The 19,971-nt window shown below is 38.7% G+C and carries 18 protein-coding genes and 1 pseudogene; 11 read left to right on the plus strand and 8 right to left on the minus strand.

Annotation, left to right across the window (positions count from 1 at the left end; translation table 11 throughout):
• The first annotated feature begins 81 nt into the window (after positions 1-81).
• Together ACXYSN_RS00695 and ACXYSN_RS00700 are read left to right on the plus strand one after the other, a co-directional pair.
• Complete coding sequence (locus ACXYSN_RS00695) at positions 82-1,974, plus strand: M13 family metallopeptidase (protein ID WP_458635814.1); 1,893 nt, start codon at positions 82-84, stop codon at positions 1,972-1,974.
• 88 nt (positions 1,975-2,062) lie between these two features.
• Positions 2,063-2,827, plus strand: a complete 765-nt coding sequence (locus ACXYSN_RS00700; protein ID WP_458635815.1) for a hypothetical protein — start codon at positions 2,063-2,065, stop codon at positions 2,825-2,827.
• A gap of 105 nt (positions 2,828-2,932) precedes the next feature.
• On the opposite strand, the gene ACXYSN_RS00705 is transcribed toward ACXYSN_RS00700, so the two are convergent.
• Together ACXYSN_RS00705 and ACXYSN_RS00710 are read right to left on the minus strand one after the other, a co-directional pair.
• On the minus strand, positions 2,933-3,562 hold the full coding sequence (locus ACXYSN_RS00705; RefSeq protein ID WP_373113037.1) for an MBL fold metallo-hydrolase: 630 nt from the start codon (positions 3,560-3,562) through the stop codon (positions 2,933-2,935).
• A 105-nt stretch (positions 3,563-3,667) separates the two neighbouring features.
• Positions 3,668-4,744: a DUF2974 domain-containing protein gene (locus ACXYSN_RS00710; RefSeq protein WP_458635816.1), complete on the minus strand. Its 1,077-nt coding sequence runs from the start codon at positions 4,742-4,744 to the stop codon at positions 3,668-3,670.
• A 95-nt stretch (positions 4,745-4,839) separates the two neighbouring features.
• Here ACXYSN_RS00710 and ACXYSN_RS00715 point away from each other — a divergent pair, with 95 nt between their 5' ends.
• From ACXYSN_RS00715 to ACXYSN_RS00725, 3 genes are all read left to right on the plus strand, one after another.
• Positions 4,840-5,517, plus strand: a complete 678-nt coding sequence (locus ACXYSN_RS00715) for a response regulator transcription factor (protein WP_441347987.1) — start codon at positions 4,840-4,842, stop codon at positions 5,515-5,517.
• Positions 5,510-6,484 carry a sensor histidine kinase gene (locus ACXYSN_RS00720; RefSeq protein ID WP_458635817.1) on the plus strand — a complete coding sequence of 325 codons (975 nt, stop codon included), beginning with the start codon at positions 5,510-5,512 and terminating at the stop codon, positions 6,482-6,484. The genes ACXYSN_RS00715 and ACXYSN_RS00720 overlap by 8 nt, the downstream gene beginning before the upstream one ends.
• A gap of 309 nt (positions 6,485-6,793) precedes the next feature.
• Entirely contained in the window at positions 6,794-7,843 is a 1,050-nt protein-coding gene (locus tag ACXYSN_RS00725; protein ID WP_458635818.1) for a DUF389 domain-containing protein, read from the plus strand.
• Positions 7,844-8,043: 200 nt separating this feature from the next.
• On the opposite strand, the gene thrS is transcribed toward ACXYSN_RS00725, so the two are convergent.
• From thrS to ACXYSN_RS00740, 3 genes and pseudogenes are all read right to left on the minus strand, one after another.
• The gene (gene thrS / locus ACXYSN_RS00730; RefSeq protein WP_458635819.1) at positions 8,044-9,987 is read right to left on the minus strand and encodes a threonine--tRNA ligase; all 1,944 of its coding nucleotides are present in this window, start codon (positions 9,985-9,987) and stop codon (positions 8,044-8,046) included.
• A gap of 69 nt (positions 9,988-10,056) precedes the next feature.
• Positions 10,057-10,178, minus strand: a pseudogene (locus ACXYSN_RS00735) (AAA family ATPase); the annotation flags it as partial.
• A gap of 127 nt (positions 10,179-10,305) precedes the next feature.
• Entirely contained in the window at positions 10,306-10,680 is a 375-nt protein-coding gene (locus ACXYSN_RS00740) for a hypothetical protein (protein ID WP_125456120.1), read from the minus strand.
• Positions 10,681-10,887: 207 nt separating this feature from the next.
• Here ACXYSN_RS00740 and rpsO point away from each other — a divergent pair, with 207 nt between their 5' ends.
• The 6 genes from rpsO to ACXYSN_RS00770 all read left to right on the plus strand — a co-directional run bounded on the left by rpsO (position 10,888) and on the right by ACXYSN_RS00770 (position 16,594).
• A complete protein-coding gene (gene rpsO / locus ACXYSN_RS00745; protein WP_001018251.1) occupies positions 10,888-11,157 on the plus strand; it encodes a 30S ribosomal protein S15 in 270 nt (89 codons plus the stop codon).
• Positions 11,158-11,591: 434 nt separating this feature from the next.
• The gene (locus tag ACXYSN_RS00750) at positions 11,592-12,638 is read left to right on the plus strand and encodes a FecCD family ABC transporter permease (RefSeq protein ID WP_458635820.1); all 1,047 of its coding nucleotides are present in this window, start codon (positions 11,592-11,594) and stop codon (positions 12,636-12,638) included.
• A gap of 1 nt (position 12,639) precedes the next feature.
• The gene (locus ACXYSN_RS00755) at positions 12,640-13,395 is read left to right on the plus strand and encodes an ABC transporter ATP-binding protein (protein ID WP_458635821.1); all 756 of its coding nucleotides are present in this window, start codon (positions 12,640-12,642) and stop codon (positions 13,393-13,395) included.
• A gap of 18 nt (positions 13,396-13,413) precedes the next feature.
• Positions 13,414-14,424 carry an ABC transporter substrate-binding protein gene (locus ACXYSN_RS00760; RefSeq protein ID WP_458635822.1) on the plus strand — a complete coding sequence of 337 codons (1,011 nt, stop codon included), beginning with the start codon at positions 13,414-13,416 and terminating at the stop codon, positions 14,422-14,424.
• The gene (locus ACXYSN_RS00765) at positions 14,405-15,100 is read left to right on the plus strand and encodes an alpha/beta hydrolase-fold protein (protein WP_458635823.1); all 696 of its coding nucleotides are present in this window, start codon (positions 14,405-14,407) and stop codon (positions 15,098-15,100) included. Before ACXYSN_RS00760 ends, ACXYSN_RS00765 begins: the two co-directional genes overlap by 20 nt.
• Positions 15,101-15,250: 150 nt before the next feature.
• Positions 15,251-16,594 carry a DEAD/DEAH box helicase gene (locus tag ACXYSN_RS00770; RefSeq protein ID WP_373113059.1) on the plus strand — a complete coding sequence of 448 codons (1,344 nt, stop codon included), beginning with the start codon at positions 15,251-15,253 and terminating at the stop codon, positions 16,592-16,594.
• A 233-nt stretch (positions 16,595-16,827) separates the two neighbouring features.
• Here ACXYSN_RS00770 and ACXYSN_RS00775 read toward each other — a convergent pair whose 3' ends face one another.
• The 3 genes from ACXYSN_RS00775 to ACXYSN_RS00785 all read right to left on the minus strand — a co-directional run bounded on the left by ACXYSN_RS00775 (position 16,828) and on the right by ACXYSN_RS00785 (position 19,903).
• Positions 16,828-18,066 (minus strand): tyrosine-type recombinase/integrase, encoded by a 1,239-nt coding sequence (locus ACXYSN_RS00775; protein WP_023023260.1) that lies wholly within the window; start codon positions 18,064-18,066, stop codon positions 16,828-16,830.
• Positions 18,067-18,261 (minus strand): DUF3173 domain-containing protein, encoded by a 195-nt coding sequence (locus tag ACXYSN_RS00780; RefSeq protein WP_023023259.1) that lies wholly within the window; start codon positions 18,259-18,261, stop codon positions 18,067-18,069.
• A 259-nt stretch (positions 18,262-18,520) separates the two neighbouring features.
• The gene (locus tag ACXYSN_RS00785) at positions 18,521-19,903 is read right to left on the minus strand and encodes a hypothetical protein (RefSeq protein WP_458635824.1); all 1,383 of its coding nucleotides are present in this window, start codon (positions 19,901-19,903) and stop codon (positions 18,521-18,523) included.
• Positions 19,904-19,971 lie beyond the last annotated feature (68 nt).

The raw sequence follows: 19,971 nt of genomic DNA on the forward strand, positions 1-19,971 counted from the left end.
GAGGAGAAGGCATTTTTAATTGCATTCCCCAGGGAATTTTGCTAAGCTAGGAATAAGTGAAATTAGGAAAGTGAGAACAAGATGACACGTTATCAAGATGATTTTTATGATGCTATAAATGGTGGATGGGAAAAGACTGCAGTCATTCCAGCTGATAAATCTCGAACAGGTGGTTTTATCGACCTTGACGAAGAAATCGAAGACCTCATGCTAACGACAACTGACAAATGGTTGGTTGGAGAAGATGTTCCAGAAGATTCTATCCTAGCAAACTTTGTCAAATACCATCGTATGGTCAGAGATTTCGATAAGCGAGAAGCTGATGGCATCAAGCCAGTCCTTCCTATGCTTAAGGAATACCAAGATTTAGAGAGCTTCGCAGACTTTACAAGCAAGCTAGCAGAGTTTGAGCTAGCTGGGAAACCAAACTTCCTTCCATTTGGAGTATCACCAGACTTTATGGATGCTAGAACCAATGTTCTCTGGGCTAGTGCTCCAGGAACAATCTTGCCTGACACAACCTACTATGCGGAAGACCATCCACAGCGCGAGGAATTATTGAACCTTTGGAAAGAAAGTACTGCTAATCTCCTCAAAGCCTATGACTTCTCAGATGAAGAGATCGAAGATCTTTTACAGAAACGATTGGAGTTGGATCGCCGTATCGCAGCAGTCGTACTTTCAAACGAAGAGAGTTCAGAATATGCCAAACTCTACCATCCATACTCTTATGAAGATTTCAAGAAGTTTGCACCTGCTCTACCTCTCGATGACTTCTTCCAAACTGTGATTGGTCAAACTCCAGATAAGGTTATCGTAGATGAGGAACGTTTCTGGCAAGCAGCAGAGCAATTCTATAGTGAAGAAGCTTGGCCTTTGCTCAAGGCAAGCTTGATCTTGAGTGTGGTCAATCTTTCAACTAGCTATCTGACAGATGAGATTCGCATTTTGTCAGGTGCCTATGGCCGTGCTCTTTCAGGTGTTCCAGAAGCCCAAGATAAGCGCAAGGCTGCTTACCACTTGGCCCAAGGACCATTCAAACAAGCCCTTGGACTTTGGTATGCCCATGAAAAATTCTCTCCAGAAGCCAAGGCGGATGTAGAGAAAAAAGTGGCAACCATGATTGATGTTTATAAGGAACGCTTGGCTAAGAATGACTGGTTGACTCCTGAAACGCGAGAAAAAGCCATCGTCAAACTCAATGTGATCAAGCCTTATATTGGTTACCCAGAAGAACTACCAGCTCGTTACAAGAACAAGGTAGTGGATGAATCTGCTAGCCTCTTTGAGAATGCCCTAGCCTTTGCGCGTGTAGAAATCAAGCACAGCTGGAGCAAGTGGAATCAGCCGGTTGACTACAAGGAGTGGGGAATGCCTGCTCATATGGTCAATGCCTACTACAATCCACAAAAGAACTTGATTGTCTTCCCTGCAGCTATCTTACAGGCACCTTTCTATGACTTGCATCAGTCATCTTCTGCCAACTATGGTGGTATCGGTGCGGTTATTGCCCATGAAATCTCTCACGCCTTTGATACTAATGGAGCTTCCTTTGATGAAAATGGAAGTCTCAAGGATTGGTGGACAGAAAGCGACTATGCAGCCTTCAAAGAGAAAACTCAGAAGGTTATCGACCAGTTTGATGGTCAAGAATCTTACGGTGCAAAAATCAATGGGAAATTAACCGTATCCGAAAACGTTGCGGATCTTGGTGGAATTGCTGCTGCCCTAGAAGCTGCAAAGAGAGAGCCAGATTTCTCAGCTGAAGAGTTCTTCAACAACTTTGCTCGTATCTGGCGAATGAAAGGACGTCCAGAGTTGATGAAACTTATGGCTAGTGTTGATGTGCACGCGCCAGCAAAACTCCGCGTCAATGTCCAAGTGCCAAACTTTGACGACTTCTTTACAACCTATGATGTCAAAGAAGGCGACGGTATGTGGCGCTCACCAGAAGACCGTGTGATTATTTGGTAAAGTAAGTCCTTAACCAAGTATCATCTTGGGATTAATGATTCATTTTTAAAGTTTATCCATCTGACAATACAATACTACCGAGGTTAACATGAAGAAATTTTTAATGATGCTTTCAGCTATTCTTTCGATTTCAGTTTTGGCATCCTGTGGTCTCAATAAAAATAATAGCAATACAGAACCTTCGGCTGCACTATCATCTGTATCCGAAGACGATAAGACTAGTGCATCAACAGAAGCAAAGACTGAGAATACTAGTGACTCTTCGACCAAGGTGTCACAATCGACTGTTGAAAATAAGAAGGAAACTGGACAAGATGTATATAAAGAAGTGATTGAGCGTTATAATCACTTTACAGACCTTTTAAAGCAAGGTAATAGAGAAGATTTATACCAGGAAAATAAACAACACAAGATTGCTTCAGAAGAATATAGCCTGATTTTTTCTCGAATGGATTATCAAAATGCACCAGATTGGAAATATGCCATTGTTGATTTAAATAAGGATGGTCAAGACGAGTTGCTTATTGGTGATGAAAAATTTGTTTCAGCCATTTATTATTTGGAAAATCAAAAGCCTAACTTACTTCACACAGCTTATGTAGCTTCTGCAGGTGGTTTTCGCTCAGGCTTTGTTATTTACGAAAATGGTCTAGTCTCTTATGCAGACTGGCAGTCAACTCGTCCAGAAATGAACCTGGCTCTATATTCGTTTGATAAAAACGGAGTGCAGAAGATTAAAGAAGAAACTATTCAAATCGGTGGTAATGAAAAAGCAGAGCAAGTTTTAGATATTTCTTCTGAAAAGCTTGATTTGTCTAACATTGACTGGAAAGAATTGAATTCAGCTAATTAGTTTTAAATTATTTTTCTAGTTCAACTTTGAATACACTGAACAAAGATTGATATAGAAATATGAACTACAAAAAAACCAAGGATAACTGTCCTTGGTTTTTATGTTTTAGAAAAATGGGTTAAAGGTTTTTTCGTGGGCGATGGTCGTAGCAGGTCCGTGACCTGGATAGACATCGTAGTTAGGAAGGGTGAAGAGCTGGGTCTGGATACTATGAAGAAGTTGTTCCATACTACCAGTAGGTAAGTCTGTTCGGCCAATAGTTTCTCGGAAAAGGGCATCTCCCGTTAAGACCAAGTGTCCATCTGGGAAAACCAATGAAACTCCACCGATAGAGTGACCTGGCGTTGGTAAGACTGTGAAGCGGAATTCTTCAATCTGGTATTCTTCATGAAAAACAAAGGTGTGTTCAGCTGGTCTACATACGACATCTGCCATATCGTCATGACGAGGGAGACCTGAGAGGTTGTCGACAGGAGTATAGAGCCAAGATTCTTCGCTCTCTGCCACATATACTGGAGGATTTCCAAAAGTATCTCTGACCAAGTCCAGACTCAAGATATGATCGTAGTGAGTATGGGTCAATAGAATCGCACAGACTGGTTTGTTGATTTTCTCGATAGTCTTTCGAATGGCCTCCCAATGGCTACCTGGATCGACTACAATCAGGTGTTGGTCTCCTTCGAGATAATAAGTATTTTCATAGGCAACAGGATTTACGGTTTTATGGATTTTCATAGGATTTCCTCTTTCAAAGAATTTACAGTTTCTAGTATAACACAGAAGGACAAAATAAGAAATCAACAAGAAAGTCCCTCCACAAAGGAAAGGACTTTTAACTTTTTAAAAATGATTTTTCCAGGCTTGGAAGCGTGCATCTAGTAGGAGTTGTGTCAGGTTTCTTAAGACTTCAACTTGCTCGGGCTCTAGAGTTTGCGCCTGGGAAACTAGTTGACGAATGTGCTCGATGGCATTTTTAGAAGATAATTCATTAATGGAGCTAATTCCAGACTCTAGGATAGTTCCAAAGAAGAGATCAAAATAAAGTTCTAATTCCTCATCGGGAACACTATCCACCCATTCTTTAAGAGTGTCTTTGATTTGTAGACTTTCGCTACTGATTGCCTCTAGTTGGACAAAGTGGTGTCCTTCAGTTAACCAGCTAAAGGTACTGTGTTGAGCGATACCTCCGAGAGCCGTGGATTTGACAACGGTAGGAGTATCAGGAACTTCTAACATCATGCCGATGACAGAACCTTGTGGGACATAACGGTGAAATTTAGGGATAACATCTTGGTAACCAGTCGTTTCTGTCAGATGAGCCTGCAAACCAGGAGCATCGTAGGTATAAACTGCTGATATCTTTTCCTGCAATTCAGGCTGGATTTGACTAGCAGCAAAGACGGCTAGATTCCCACCTTTAGAATGCCCAGCAAGAATTACTTTCTGTTTTGGATGTTGTTTAAAGAAATCTTCCAAGTATTCAAGAGCATGCTTTTGGGCAGGGATTTCATTCATGTAGGTCATATGGAAATCTTCTTTCCAACCAATAATACTATCGTCTGTACCACGAAAGACAATCAGATAAGTATCTAAGTTAAGACGATAGGTCATAGCAGCAAACTGTTTCTGTTGCTCGGTATCAATCTCGTTGACAAAGTTTGATAGCTTGCAATTTCTAAAACGTTTGTGTTGGGCAAGTTGGTCTAAAAGTTGCAGACGTTCTTTATTGGTCAGCATGGTACTTTCTCGCGGGACACGTGTTGCGACATCGCTTAAACGATTGACAGGTTGGTCCAAAAGGTTATCAAAAGGAAGATAAGTCAGCTCTGTTAAAGCTAGTACATCTAGTTCATTTAAGGGGAGATCATAAAAAGAATCGTATTGAACATCAGTTAGGTAGTCAAAAATATTGGCCATGGGAATTCCTTTCTTAACTTTTATCATATCAGATTTGCATCAATTTCGCTAGTAGTCAGGAGAATTTTGCTATAATATAGAAAAAGGAGGAGCAGATGCATAAGATTTTACTAGTAGAAGATGATCCAGTAATCCGTCAACAAGTTGGGAAAATGCTCTCCGAATGGGGTTTTGAAGTAGTCATGGTAGAAGACTTTATGGAAGTTCTAACGCTATTTGTTCAATCTCAACCTCATCTGGTTCTGATGGATATTGGTCTTCCCTTGTTTAATGGCTATCATTGGTGCCAGGAAATCCGCAAGATTTCCAAAGCTCCTATTATGTTTCTGTCCTCCAGAGACCAGGCTATGGACATTGTGATGGCTATTAATATGGGAGCAGATGATTTTGTGACCAAGCCATTTGATCAGCAGGTCCTCTTAGCCAAGGTACAGGGATTATTGCGACGCTCTTATGAGTTTGGGCGGGATGAGAGTCTATTAGAATATGCAGGAGTAATCCTCAATACCAAGTCTATGGATTTGCATGTTGAGGGGCAGGCAATCACGCTGACAAAGAATGAATTTCAAATCCTGCGTGTCTTATTTGAACATGCAGGTAATATCGTGGCGCGTGATGACCTGATGCGAGAACTCTGGAATAGTGACTTTTTCATCGATGATAACACTCTTTCTGTTAATGTTGCGCGTTTGCGTAAGAAACTGGAAGAGCAAGGTTTGGTAGGATTTATTGAAACTAAGAAAGGAATAGGATACGGGTTAAAACATGCTTAATTGGAGACAATTTTTTCTAGCCTATCTTCGCTCACGGATTCGCCTTCTAGTCTTCATTTTTTTGATTAGCTGCCTTGCCCTCGCCTTTCACATTTTATTTACAAATCTAGGTTCTTACTTTCTTTACTTCTTTCTGCTTTGTAGTTTTCTAACCCTTTTATTTTTCATCTGGGATATCCTAGTAGAAGCAGAAGTTTATCGTAAGGAATTGCTTTATTCTGAGAGAGAACCAACATCTCCTTTGGAATGTGCTCTAGCAGAAAAATTGGACGAACGCGAAGCTGAGCTTTATCAAAAGAAATCAGATGCGGAAAATCGCTATAATGATTTGGTGGACTACTATACTCTCTGGGTTCATCAGATAAAAACCCCAATTGCAGCTAGTAAACTTCTCGTGAGTGAGGTGACGGATCGCCAACTGAAACAGCAGTTGGAGCAGGAAATTTTTAAGATTGATTCCTATACCAATCTCGTGCTCCAATATCTACGCTTAGAAAGCTTCCATGATGATTTGGTTTTGAAAAAAGAAAATATAGAAGATCTGGTCAAGGAAGTCATTCGCAAATATGCGATTTTCTTTATCCAGAAAGGTTTAAGTGTTAATCTGCATGACTTGGATAGAAGCATTGTGACGGATAAAAAATGGTTGTTGGTGGTCATTGAACAAATCCTTTCAAATAGCCTCAAGTATACGAATGAAGGTGGAATTGAAATCTATATGGACGGTCAGGACCTTTGTATCAAGGATACAGGAATCGGCATTAAAAATAGTGATGTCCTTCGAGTCTTTGAACGCGGATTTTCAGGTTACAATGGTCGTATGACCCAGCAGTCATCTGGACTTGGTCTCTATTTAACCCAGAAAATTAGCCAAGAATTAGGTCATCAAATCCGTATCGAATCTGAACTTGGTCAAGGAACAACCGTGCGAATTAAGTTTGCGGAAGTGAACCTACTTATTGAGTAAAAAGAATTGCTAAGAGCTTGGAAGAAATCTTTCAAGCTCTTCTTTAGATTTCTATGTAGTGAGAAAATAGGATAGAACAAAGAAAAGGTAACTGGAATTTTTTCCGTTCTCTATCTTTTAAATTAATTGACTTCTTCAGAGAAAGACTGTAAAATTTTTGATATAATATGTAGGATGGACTGATGGATTTTTAAAAGATAATGTTCAAAAGAATCACAGCTAAGAATTAAAAACATGTCAGTTTGGACAGAAGTCTCTCTACCATCATCCATGCAGAAACAAGATTATATGAAATAAAAGGAGTAACCAATGTCCGGAAACTATTCAACACGTGAATTCCGCGAGAAACTATATGATGACCTTCATGTTCGATTAAGAGATACACTGATTTTGATGTGTTCGATTTTTATTGCCTCTATAGGTCTAAATATGAATTCAACAGCTGTCGTTATTGGAGCCATGCTGATTTCCCCACTTATGACACCGATTGTTGGACTGGGGTTTGGTTTAGCTATTTTTGATACGCGTTTAATCAAGCAATCTCTAGAGGTTTTATTTACTCAAGTATTGGTCAGTTTACTTGTCTCGACTTTGTATTTCTGGATGTCTCCCTTATCTTATGCAAGTAGCGAGTTGATTGCACGGACCTCTCCAACCATTTGGGATGTTCTCATTGCTATTGCTGGTGGGATAGCAGGTGTAATTGGTTCAAGGAAAAAAGAAGCAAACAATATCGTGCCAGGAGTAGCCATTGCAACAGCTCTGATGCCACCTATCTGCACTGCAGGATATGGTTTAGCTAATGGAAATGTACGATTTTTATTTGGGGCCCTTTATCTTTTCTTGATCAACTGTGTCTTTATCATGCTAATCAACATTGTTGGAACAAGAATTATGATGAAAAAATCTGCCTTAAGTTCATTTAAAGAGCTAAACATTAAAATGAAAATTGGCTTGATATCCTTGATTGTATTATTGGTTCTCCCAGCCAGCTATTCAGCAGTCACTCTGACGATGAATGAAAAACGAAAACAAGAGATCAAACAGTTCGTAGGAAAAGAGTTCGCCAATTATACGGTCATTAATCAAGTTTACAAGTCAAGTAATAATGAATTGGTCTTGACTGTTGTTGGAGATCCGATTTCAGAAGAAGAATTAGAAACCATTCGCCAAAAACAAGCCTCTTACGGTATTCAATCTGTTCAATTGAAAGTCAATCAAGTCCATAATTCGACAAAATTAGATAGTGAGATGACCAAGGAATTTTATGAAACCATTAACAAGTATATCGATCAAAAACTCTCTGAAAAAGATTCACAAAAAGATCTCGTAAAAGAAAATGAAGCAGACAAGGATTGAGGATATTGAACTTTTCTAACTCATGGAAGCAAATCTTATAACTAAAAGTTAGTGGATAGAAAGGATCGTTGACGAGGATACCATTTGTGGTGGTTTGACCAATCACTACTAGATCAGCTTAATCAAAATATAAAAAAGCAACAACTGAAATAGTTGTTGCTTTTTTAGGTAGCTGGAATTTTTATCCCAGGTTTTATCGTTTATTTTTCAACACGTGATTTGTTGGCAATATCTGCAAGAATCAATTCTACAAATGCATCTACCGGCATAGTTTCAGTTTCTTTTTGACCATAACGGCGAACGTTTACAGCCTTCTCTTCCATTTCCTTGTCACCAACGATCAATTGGTAAGGAATTTTTTGAGTTTGAGAAGCACGGATCTTGAACTGCATTTTTTCATTACGTTCATCTACATCAGCACGGACACCACGGTCACGGAGTTTCTTAGCTACTTCCCAAGCGTAATCCACATGTTTCTCGTTAGAAACTGGGATAAGAGTCACTTGGTGAGGTGCAAGCCAAGTTGGGAAAGCACCTTTGTAGTTTTCAATCAAGATCGCTGTGAAGCGTTCCATGGTTGAGATAACCCCACGGTGGATCATCACTGGACGGTGTTCTTCACCATCAGCTCCGATGTATTTGAGGTCGAAGCGTTCTGGAAGCAAGAAGTCAAGCTGAATCGTAGAGAGGGTTTCTTCTTTTCCAAGGGCAGTCTTAACCTGGATATCCAATTTTGGTCCGTAGAAGGCTGCTTCCCCTTCAGCTTCAAAGTAGTCAAGTCCCATGTCATCCATAGCTGATTTCAACATACGTTGAGCATTTTCCCACATTTCATCATTATCAAAGTACTTGTGAGTATCTTGAGGGTCACGATAGGATAAACGGAAACGATAGTCAGTCAAGTTGAAATCTTCGTAAACGTCGATGATTAATTGAAGGGTACGTTGGAACTCATCTTTGATTTGTTCAGGTGTTACGAAAGTGTGACCATCGTTAAGGGACATTTCTCGTACACGTTGAAGCCCTGTGAGAGCACCAGATTTTTCATAACGGTGCATCATACCGATTTCAGCAATACGGATTGGCAATTCACGGTAAGAGTGCACGTGGTGTTTAAAGACTTCGATATGGTGAGGACAGTTCATTGGACGAAGAACGAATTCTTCACCATCCCCCATATCCATAGTTGGGAACATATCTTCACGGTAGTGATCCCAGTGACCAGAAGTCTTGTAAAGTTCTACTGAGGCAATTGGTGGAGTGTAGACGTGTTGGTAACCAGCGGCGATTTCCTTGTCGACGATGTAGCGTTCCAATTCACGACGGATAGTCGCACCATTTGGCAACCAGAATGGAAGACCTTGTCCAACTTCTTGAGAAATCATAAAGAGATCCAATTCTTTACCAAGTTTACGGTGGTCACGCTCTTTGGCTTCTTCACGCATTTGAAGGTAGTTTTTCAAGTCTTTCTTGTCAAACCAAGCTGTACCGTAGATACGTTGCATCATAGCATTGTCGCTATTTCCACGCCAGTAAGCACCAGCTACATTGAGAAGGTGGAAGATTTGGATGCGACCTGTTGATGGGACGTGTGGGCCACGGCAAAGGTCTACATATTCACCTTGACGGTAGATGGTCAAACCACCTTCGTCTTCTGAGTGTTCTTCAATCAATTCCAACTTGTATGGATCATTTTTGAAAATTTCACGCGCTTCATCTTTGGTCACTTCTTCACGAATAGATGGGAAGTTTTCTTTCACGATTTTCTTCATTTCTTCTTCGATACGAGGAAGATCTTCGTTAGAGATTTGACCAGCTTGGTTGTCTGTATCGTAGTAGAAACCATCTTCGATGGCTGGACCGACACCCAAGTGGATATCTGGGAAAAGGCGACGAGCTGCTTGAGCAAACAAGTGAGCTGCTGAGTGACGCAAGATTGGAAGAGCATCCTCGTGATCAGGTGTCACGATTTCAATGCTTCCATCTTCAGTGATAGCACGAGTAGTGTCGATCAATTTGCCGTTGAATTTACCAGCAAGAGCCTTTTTAGCTAGGGAATTGCTGATAGATTGGGCAATTTCAAAAGTAGTAACGCCAGATTCGAATTCACGAACAGCGCCATCTGGGAAAGTAATTTGAATCATGATTTTCTCCTTATATTAGTTATCAATTATTTCTATAGCAGAAGTGTTTCCCTATTTTGCAGTCTTAAATCAAGAAAAACAAAAAGCGACCTCCTCGAAAGGACGTCGCAACGTGGTTCCACCTTCATTTATGTTCCTCAAAAAAGAGGGACACCTCTGATTGGCTCTAACGTAGCCACCGTTTTATGTTTTCATAAAAGTCAGTAGAGTAGTATCAGTATAGTCTTCCTATGCGTTCTCAGCAACCACGCACTCTCTAAAAGAAAGATTCTAAGTGACTTGTCTCTATGCATTATTATAGCATGATTGCGAGATTTTTCAAGGATTTTGTGAAAGTTTTTTGTTTTTCAGTTTTTGCACTAGATTCCTAATAGCCGCACCGACAGCCATACCAACTATGGCAAAGATTTCATAGGCAAAAAAGTAAAACCAGATAAATTCACCAAGTGGTATGATGGTAAAGCAAAAGAGTAGCCCAAGTCCAAGTAACCACCAAAGTGAGAAACGGAAACGGTAGCTATAGAGTAGCGATACGATCAAGATTACTAAAGGTGTATATAAAAGAAGATTGTTTATATAGAGTGCCTTGAGTGTAAGGGAGTCAGAAACGACTCGCAAGACCAACTCGTAAAATGGCCAAAAAAAGAAAAATACGACCAGATAGTAGGGGAGATATTTGAAAAATTTACGCATGGTCAATCACCTCGTTTTTTAAAATCATTAACTTAGATATCCTTCCTATAACTATTATAGCACATTTGCGGTAATAACAGTAAATCAGTTGACAAAGAACTTAGTTATTGGTAGAATAGGAAATGTCGTAAAGACAAATAACTTCTTCTTGGTTACAGGCATGCCAACCTGTCACTCGGATGAAGCCAAATAAAAAGGAGAAACATCATGGCAATCTCAAAAGAGAAAAAAAATGAAATCATCGCACAATATGCACGTCACGAAGGTGATACAGGTTCAGTAGAGGTTCAAGTTGCTGTCCTTACATGGGAAATCAACCACCTTAACGAACACATCAAACAACACAAAAAAGACCACGCTACTTACCGTGGTTTGATGAAGAAAATCGGTCGCCGTCGTAATTTGCTTGCATACTTGCGTAAAAACGACGTTAACCGTTACCGTGAGTTGATCAACTCTCTTGGACTTCGTCGCTAATCTGCTTTATTTTCCACTTACATTGCGTTGTCACCTTACCTCGATATACTCAAGTATTATCTTCGGTTACGGTTCCTAGCACTGTAAGGTAAAATAAACCAGAAAGATCTCCCTTTGGGGAGATTTTTTGTTTCACTAAAATTCTTGTTCGATCTTCGGCTTGCCACCTAGTCAGTCTATAAACGTTTTATCCAGCAAGAATCATGATGCTAAGGGCGTTAAAAATCCGTATGAAAATAGGGAAAGGACACAGTGTTCGATGAACACAAGGAGTTTCATCTTTTTCACTAGGATTTTAGCCCAATCTCAAATTAGCTCTCTGATTTCAGAGGGCTTTTTTGTGTATTTTTCTAGTCTTGTCCCTGCTTTAGAAATGTGGTATACTAATTATGAAAATTGTCTAAATTTTTAATCTTTGATAAAGGGAGGGTTTCATGCTTTCCAAATTTTCTGGAAGCCATCAAAACCTGCGATATTTTTTTCTGCTAGCTTTTTTGCTTGTAGCATTGGGAGTCTCTCTATTTCTAGCTGTTTCGATGGGGTCTGTTCAAATTAGTTTGAGCGATACCTATCGGATTATATTAAGTAAGATGGGAGCTCCGTTTGATATAGGAGACCTTTCGAAGTCGACACTTGCGATTGTCTGGAATATGAGATTGCCACGGGTCTTTCTAGGTTTGATAGTTGGCGCGGGTCTTTCTATGTGTGGAAGCGTGATGCAGTCAACAGTCAATAACCCCATTGCTGAACCTTATGTGTTAGGAATTTCTGCCGGAGCAACTTTTGGCGCGACTTTGAGTATCATTCTTGGTTTTAAAGTCATGATTGGTCTTGGTTCATTCCTTGGAGCACTTTTGGCAACAGTTGCAGTCCTTCTGATTGCTTCCATGCAAGGCAGGATGACAACTTCAAGCCTGATCTTATCAGGAACGGTGGTCAATGCACTCTTTTTGGCTTTTTCAAACTTTATTATCTCAATCGGTGCCAATGCTGATAGTGTCATGACTATCAAGTTCTGGACCATGGGTTCTCTAGCAGGAAGCTCCTGGGCTCACTTAACCCTGCCAACAGTAGTTGTGGGAGTAGCCTTTTTGTTTTTCTCGACCCAATATCGTGTTTTTAATGCCATGATGATGGGTGATGAGGCAGCCTTGACCTTGGGAATTCCCCTACGTTTTTACTGGTATCTCTATGTGGCTATTGTAGCTGTGATGACGGCAGTATTAGTATCGACCTGTGGGATTATTGGTTTTGTCGGCCTGATTACACCTCATTTGTCAAGAAGCTTGGTTGGTACAAACTACAGAAGACTTTTTCCGATTGCTACTTTGCTTGGTGCTCTCTTTGTTGTCTGGGCAGATGTTCTTGCCCGTGTTTTAATCCAAAATGCTGAGCTGCCGATTGGAATCTTCACAGCCTTAGTAGGTGCACCTTTCTTTATTTATATGGTTGGAAGTAGACGAAGGGAGGTGAAGGTCTGATATGGATTTAATGTGCCAAGATATCTACTTTGGAATCGGAGAAAAAAAGATTCTCAAAGGAGTGTCGCTCAAACTGGAGGGCAACCAATTTCATACGATTTTGGGACCCAATGGAAGTGGGAAGACTAGTTTGTTGAAACTCCTCTATCAACAGGAAAAGCCTGATCAGGGCCTGATTTCCCTTGATGGGAAACCCTTGGAACAAATGAGCGTTAAGGAAACGGCAAAACAGATGGCAGTCATCACCCAGTTCAATCAACTCCAATTTGATTGTACGGTTGAAGAAATCGTTATGCTGGGCAGAACACCCCATCTCTTTTTCTTACAAAAGGAAAAAGAAAAAGACTTTGCCTTGGTTGAGGATGCTCTAGCCAAGGTAGATATGTTCGAAAAGAGAAATCGCCTTTACTCTTCTCTATCAGGAGGAGAGAGACAGCGAGTTTTGTTAGCACGCGCCTTAGCTCAAGAACCTTCACTCTTGCTCTTAGACGAACCGACCAATCATCTAGATATCAAATACCAGCTGGACTTGTTGACCATTGTCAAAAATCTCCAGATCAATGTGTTAGCCGTCTTGCATGATATTCAGCTGGCTTGTCGCTATTCAGACTATCTCTATCTGATGAAAGAGGGAGAGATAGTTTACCAAGGTACTCCAAAAGAGACCATCACTCCTGGGTCTTTGCAGGTTGTCTATGGTGTCCAAAGTAAGGTTACTTGGACGGAAGACCAGCAAGCCATGATTCACTATTTATAAGATTTAAAGGAAATTGACATGAAAAAATCACTCAGTATTTTGCTCGTAACAGTAGCTACCCTATCTTTGGCGGCTTGTAGCAACACATCTAAAGAAACAGCAACTGCACCAGCTACAACAGAAGCTAGTCAAAAATCTGCTACAGAAACAAGCTATCCTGTAACTATAAAAACATACGATGCCAAAGGAAACGAAGTCGAGCAAGTCTTTGAAAAGGCCCCTGAGAAGGTCATCACCAACAACCTTTCAACAACTGAAATTCTACTTGAACTTGGTTTGAAAGATAAAATTGCCGGCATGCTCAATCCTGATAATGCTGTAACTGGTAAATACAAGGATGCCATTGAAGCCATCCCTCATATTGGGGATAAGAAATCAGTCTCACAAGAAACGGTTCTTTCTTATGAACCTGATGCCTTGATGGGGCGCAACATGATGTTCTCTGAAAAGTCAATGGGAACGATTAGTGCTTGGAATGGAAATAAAATCCCTGTTTATACGCAAAAAGCTTCACTTTCAAATGTTCAACAGGATTTGGGAAATATCGTAGAAGACGTGAAAAATCTTGGTACTATTTTCAATGTTCAAGACAAGGCCAACCAATACGCAGAGCAATTGCAAGCTAAAATCGATGCGGTTAAAAAAGCCAACCCAGAAATACAAGGTGAAAAGAAAAAAGCTTTAATTATGGTTGCCTACAATGACGAAACCTTTGGTGCCTACAAGTCAGCCCTTCAAGAAAGCTTGCTTAACCAACTTGGTTATACCAATGTTGCAACAGGAACATCTGGTTTGACCTTGGAAAATCTAGTATCAATGGATCCAGAGTTGATTATCTATGTAACTAGCGATCGTAATCAAAAGTTGGATGAAAAAGCAGTGGATTTGATGAAGGCAAACACTGTTTTGGAAAATGTACCAGCAATCAAGAATCAAAAAATCATGACCATCTCTTACGATGAATTGATGGACTACGGTCCTGCAGTGATTGATTCACTTGAAAAAATCAATGACTTTATCAAGAAATAAGGAGTTTAACTGGGAAGGAATTCAGGTTAGGGTCAGCCTTCCTTCAAACTATGACTCTAAACAAGCCTATCCAGTTGTGCTTTTAAATGATGGGGAACTGGATTATTTGTCAGACCTATCCCAATCTGTGATTTTGGTGGGTTTGATTCCAGAAAATCGTCTGGATGACTTTACACCTTGGAAGGCTGATGCTTTGAAAGAAGGGGCACCAAACTTTGGTGGTAAGGTAGACCAATACCATCAAAAGCTCTTTCAAGGTATTATAGCAAGTCTAAAGAAAGACTACTTGATTGATGAAAGTAGAATTGCTTATGGTGGCTATTCACTGGGTGGTCTTGCTGCCGTCTATAGTCTCTATAGTAGTTATCTTCCTGCGACCTGTATCTTTTCTATCTGTGGTTCCTTCTGGTATCCAGACTTTACAGAATATTGTGGGGAACATGACCTGATACAGAGCCAAAGCCTGATTTATCTGCAAAATGGTCAGACAGAAGGTGCCAATCATTCCAATCGTCTGTCTAAGGCTCCTATTTATGCCAGAAATCTACATGATCTGATTTCAGAGAAAGTCCCTTCGACTTATTGCACATTTGATGCTTATGGGCATCATGAAGCTCTTAAGGAACGTTATCACTATTTTTGTGATTGGCTGAGAGACGAGTGGAAGCTCAAGTAATCCTATAACACTCCTTGTTCATCGTAACTAGGAGTGTTTCTCTTGTATGCTTGTCCTTGGAATTTTCAAGCGATTACCCTTGACGGAAATCCCTCCCTGTAATAAACTAAATTATGGTATAATGAGAAGATAGATAGAATCGAGGAAATTATGTCATTTACACAATTTAAATTTAAGAAATATATAGAAAAAGCTTTGGAAGAGTTGAAGTTTACGGCGCCTACCGAAGTGCAAGAAAAGTTGATTCCTATTGTCTTGGCAGGTCGTGACTTGGTCGGTGAATCAAAAACAGGTTCAGGAAAGACCCATACCTTCTTGTTGCCGATTTTCCAACAGCTAGATGAAGAAAGTGATAGTGTACAAGCCGTTATCACAGCTCCTAGTCGTGAGTTGGCGACTCAGATTTACCAGGCAGCTCGCCAGATTGCGGAACATTCTGAAGTAGAAATTCGTGTTGCCAACTATGTTGGTGGAACAGACAAGGCGCGTCAGATTGAAAAACTTGCCAGCAATCAGCCCCATATCGTTATCGGAACTCCAGGTCGTATCTATGATTTGGTAAAATCAGGTGATTTGGCTATCCACAAGGCTAAGATTTTTGTTGTCGATGAAGCAGATATGACCTTGGATATGGGATTTTTGGAGACAGTTGATAAGATTGCAGGAAGCCTTCCAAAAGACTTGCAGTTTATGGTCTTTTCAGCGACTATCCCACAAAAACTGCAACCATTCTTGAAGAAATATTTGTCAAATCCTGTCATGGAGAAAATCAAGACCAAAACCGTTATCTCTGATACCATTGATAACTGGTTGATTTCGACCAAGGGGCGTGACAAGAATGCTCAGATTTATGAATTGACTCAAGTCATGCAACCGTATCTTGCCATGATTTTTGTGAATACAAAAACACGTGCAGATGAATTGCATGCTTACCTGACTGCACAAGGTCTAAAAGTAGCTAAGATTCATGGAGATATTGCTCCTCGTGAACGCAAACGGATCATGAATCAGGTGAAAAATCTTGATTTTGAGTACATCGTTGCGACTGACCTAGCTGCGCGTGGGATTGACATCGAAGGTGTCAGCCATGTTATCAATGATGCTATCCCACAGGACTTGTCATTCTTTGTTCATCGTGTTGGACGAACTGGACGTAATGGTTTGCCAGGTACAGCCATTACCCTCTACCAGCCTAGTGATGACTCAGATATTCGCGAATTGGAGAAATTGGGGATCAAGTTTACTCCGAAAGTCGTCAAAGATGGAGAATTCCAAGATACCTATGATCGAGATCGCCGTGCTAATCGTGAGAAAAAACAGGAAAAACTGGACATCGAAATGATTGGCTTGGTTAAAAAGAAAAAGAAAAAAGTTAAACCAGGCTATAAGAAAAAAATTAAATGGGCAGTAGATGAAAAACGTCGCAAAGCTAAGCGAGCAGAAAGTCGTGCTCGCGGGCGTGCAGAACGTAAGGCCAAGCGTCAAACCTTTTAAAATTAGAACAGTAGAACCAGTTGGTTTTACTGTTTTTTTGATAAAGTATTTAAGACTTTTGTAGTTAAATTGTTGTCTAAATAAAATAAAAAGCCCTAGAAATATTGATTTCTAGGCTTTTTTAAGTTCATTAATGCTATTCCCACTCAACGGTTGCAGACTCCTTGAAAATCGCTATATAATAGGCTTTTTAAGGAGTTAGTAATTCTTTGGTGGGGTTTTTGGTGGGAATGTTATTTTGAAATTGATTGGTTCCCGTTGAAATGTACTAAGCTAGAAGATGGGAAAGAAACATTAATAATTCCGACCATTTCATTAGTGATAGCTTCATCAGCGCCATCCCATAGATGCGAGTAGTGTTTCAAGGTGATTTCAGGAGAAGAGTGTCCTAAACGTTTTGATAGAATAAGTACATCAGCATTTAATTCATTAATTAGTAGTGAGGCGTGGCTATGCCTAAGACCTTTCGCTTGGATAGGCTTTACGTGAGCAATCTTGGCGTACCTTTTAATAATCCTTGAGATTGTAGATTTTAGCATAGGTAAGCCATCATATGAAAAGATAAAATCGTTCTCGTGTCCTAGTCCAATCTTTTTTTGAGCTTCACGCCATTTTTTTAACACATCAATAGTATCTTTATCTAAACTAATCATCCTTTTGCCGTCTTTAGTTTTCGTAAACGAATTACGAGTCCATTCTTTTTTGTTTTTAACAATAAGCATATGATGAACTCGTAGGCGTTGCTTATCAAAGTCAACATCATTCCATTGAAGGGCACAACCTTCATTTACACGTACGCCAGTCATGAAATATACCCAAATCATCACGAAGTTTAAATGTTCATATACATCTTCAATGTAAATTTGGGAAATAACAGCTTCAAATTCGCTCTTTGTCCAATATGGGACATTACTTTTCCCTTTAGGAATTGCATTAGATTGCTTAGAAATGTTTTTTTCCACATATCCCATTTGCAAAGCATAGTCCAATGATTTCCTAAACATGCCAAAGATGAGGCTAGCATATCCTTGTGAATATCCGGCACCATCCTCATCTTGACTAGTCAGTAACCATGTTCGAAACTTCTGGACTTGTTCGAGGGTAATCGAACGAAGTGTAGTGTCACCAAAACGATCACAAAGCTGCAAAAGATTTTTCTCTCGAACTGAAAATGTGCTGTTCTCAACTGTTGTTCTATAATATGGAATATAATGGTCTTCCATAAATTGCCGATATTTCATACGGTAGTTAGAATAACCTTGAGATTGATGATATTCATGTTTCAGCCGAGTTAATTCTTTATAAGCATCTGAGGCCGATTTAAATGGGTTCCCATGCTGATCTTTCCTAGATTTCTTTCGTACCCGTTTCCCAGTAACTCTATCTCGACTAAATTCGGTTTGAAGAAAATATTTTCCGTCTTTATCAGAATATACTCCAGGAAATTTTGTTTTCTGTTGATATTGTGGCATTTATTCCTCCTTGTGAAGTGAAACACCCAAAATTTCTTCAACAGCACTGATTGGGACGTGCCCTAAACGTCGATTATTATAAAAGGCATACCCCTTTTGTACCATAATTAGCTTAGCTTGTCTAATAATTGAAATGGCAGTATAGGGATTGTAACCCATTTTAATTAAATCCTCTTTGTTCATTGTTTGTTTCATAATTAATAATCCTCTTGAAATTTCTATATTTTATTGAGATAATAGAAATAGGTAATAGATATTATTACTAGTATATTTTGAGTTTGTTTCTGACACCGACCAAAGTTTGGAAACAAGCTCTTTTTTTGTTCTAAAAAATTCACACATCTCTATTTCCTTTCTCAAATATTAAACTCAAACTGTTTACATATAAATGTATGTTTGTTGTTATATCAAGGTTTACAGCCATAAATATAAAAAAGTTATTATTTAATTTGCTTTATTTTTTTTTATTATTTTTATTATTTTTATTGACATCTAAATATTTATCAGGGAATTCTTTTAAAACATGATTTCTAATTTTATTTTTTTGATTTCTAGTATTAGTTTTTATAATTTCATCGAAAATGTTATTTCTATAATCTAATGAATAATCTTTTAAAACGTGTTTATATGTATGAGTCGATGTAGTATCTTTATGACATCCTAAACCTTTTTCTCTAGCAACGTCTAGTGATTTATAAAAAAGCTTAAATATATCTCGAACGTGCCAAGTAATCATTAATCCAGTCTCGTTTTTTTCAGAATATTTTTTTTCACTATTTTGGAAGGATTCTATTATTTTTCTTTTGGTTCTACCTTTATTTTTGAAAGGAGCAATATTCGTCAATGCTATAATTTCTTCGTCTAACACCAAAGGAGACAAAAATCTAAGAGAATGATTATTTGCTTGATTAAAAAGTTCTTTAATATAATTTTTAGGACCGTATTTGTTATAAACATCTTGAATCGCTTTTCCAGTTTTTATACTTGATTCTTCAATTAACTTTATGTACACATTTATTGTTGAATGAAGTTTTGTTTCCAAATATTCTATCAATAGTGCATCATTCAGTAAATCTAAGGAATTGGTTCCCAAAAATTTTTTAATTATATTTTTCTTTAATACTAGTTCAAATCTTTGGACATTAATATTATCTAGTTTTGAACCATTTCTTCTGATTTGTCCTTTTCTTTTTGCTTTTTCAATTTTATCGTAAGTAACAGTTAATTCTCCATTACTAATCTTACAACTCAAAATTGGATAGTCATAGTTGTTCTTTTTACTTTTCTCATTTCCAAAATTAGGAGGGTTTCCTGATGAAAGACATTTGTGTAGAAAACTTCTGAGCTGTAGGTTTGGAGTTTTATCAAAGGCAATAGTATAAGCAAGTTCAATTTCGAGAAAGAGGGCAGTCGAGTATGTAATGATAATACCGTAATTATTTTTAATAAAATCGATTGCGTTTGTTAATCTATTTTTAATGTCGTCAATACCAACTGTTTCGAAATTTAAACCTCCATGGATTAATTCAATGTAACAGTAGGGTACTTTAAAATCTGATGTATCAAGAGAAATAGTAATTTTACCGAATAATTCTGATTTTATATCTAAACTACGTATCTTTCCGTCTATAGAGGTTTTTAGATTACAAGAACTATCCTGCTTTAAATTTTTTATTTCTACACGCTCTAAAGAAAAATCCTGTAGGGATACTTTACATTTATCTATTCCAACAAAACAAGACATTGATGAAAAAGCCTCTAATATAATATTTTCATTATTGATTTTTTCTTCTAAACGTCTTTGCTTTTCTTCCGGTGTTAATTTTCTTCCAGCCATACTATTAAGTTCCTTTCACATGCTATTTTGATAAAGTATGTTGTTTTAGCTAAGATCAACATTTTTTT

It is taken from the genome of Streptococcus sp. V869 (assembly GCF_054353515.1).

What these genes read in the sequence shown, in the direction of transcription:
- ACXYSN_RS00760 (WP_458635822.1), top strand. Translation starts at nt 13,414, where the DNA reads ATGAAAAAATCACTCAGTATTTTGCTCGTAACAGTAGCTACCCTATCT.
- ACXYSN_RS00695 (WP_458635814.1), top strand. Translation starts at nt 82, where the DNA reads ATGACACGTTATCAAGATGATTTTTATGATGCTATAAATGGTGGATGG.
- ACXYSN_RS00765 (WP_458635823.1), top strand. Translation starts at nt 14,405, where the DNA reads ATGACTTTATCAAGAAATAAGGAGTTTAACTGGGAAGGAATTCAGGTT.
- thrS (WP_458635819.1), bottom strand. Translation starts at nt 9,987, where the DNA reads ATGATTCAAATTACTTTCCCAGATGGCGCTGTTCGTGAATTCGAATCT.
- ACXYSN_RS00785 (WP_458635824.1), bottom strand. Translation starts at nt 19,903, where the DNA reads ATGGCTGGAAGAAAATTAACACCGGAAGAAAAGCAAAGACGTTTAGAA.
- ACXYSN_RS00715 (WP_441347987.1), top strand. Translation starts at nt 4,840, where the DNA reads ATGCATAAGATTTTACTAGTAGAAGATGATCCAGTAATCCGTCAACAA.
- ACXYSN_RS00725 (WP_458635818.1), top strand. Translation starts at nt 6,794, where the DNA reads ATGTCCGGAAACTATTCAACACGTGAATTCCGCGAGAAACTATATGAT.
- ACXYSN_RS00720 (WP_458635817.1), top strand. Translation starts at nt 5,510, where the DNA reads ATGCTTAATTGGAGACAATTTTTTCTAGCCTATCTTCGCTCACGGATT.
- ACXYSN_RS00700 (WP_458635815.1), top strand. Translation starts at nt 2,063, where the DNA reads ATGAAGAAATTTTTAATGATGCTTTCAGCTATTCTTTCGATTTCAGTT.
- ACXYSN_RS00780 (WP_023023259.1), bottom strand. Translation starts at nt 18,261, where the DNA reads ATGAAACAAACAATGAACAAAGAGGATTTAATTAAAATGGGTTACAAT.
- ACXYSN_RS00770 (WP_373113059.1), top strand. Translation starts at nt 15,251, where the DNA reads ATGTCATTTACACAATTTAAATTTAAGAAATATATAGAAAAAGCTTTG.
- ACXYSN_RS00705 (WP_373113037.1), bottom strand. Translation starts at nt 3,562, where the DNA reads ATGAAAATCCATAAAACCGTAAATCCTGTTGCCTATGAAAATACTTAT.
- ACXYSN_RS00755 (WP_458635821.1), top strand. Translation starts at nt 12,640, where the DNA reads ATGGATTTAATGTGCCAAGATATCTACTTTGGAATCGGAGAAAAAAAG.
- ACXYSN_RS00740 (WP_125456120.1), bottom strand. Translation starts at nt 10,680, where the DNA reads ATGCGTAAATTTTTCAAATATCTCCCCTACTATCTGGTCGTATTTTTC.
- ACXYSN_RS00710 (WP_458635816.1), bottom strand. Translation starts at nt 4,744, where the DNA reads ATGGCCAATATTTTTGACTACCTAACTGATGTTCAATACGATTCTTTT.
- rpsO (WP_001018251.1), top strand. Translation starts at nt 10,888, where the DNA reads ATGGCAATCTCAAAAGAGAAAAAAAATGAAATCATCGCACAATATGCA.
- ACXYSN_RS00750 (WP_458635820.1), top strand. Translation starts at nt 11,592, where the DNA reads ATGCTTTCCAAATTTTCTGGAAGCCATCAAAACCTGCGATATTTTTTT.
- ACXYSN_RS00775 (WP_023023260.1), bottom strand. Translation starts at nt 18,066, where the DNA reads ATGCCACAATATCAACAGAAAACAAAATTTCCTGGAGTATATTCTGAT.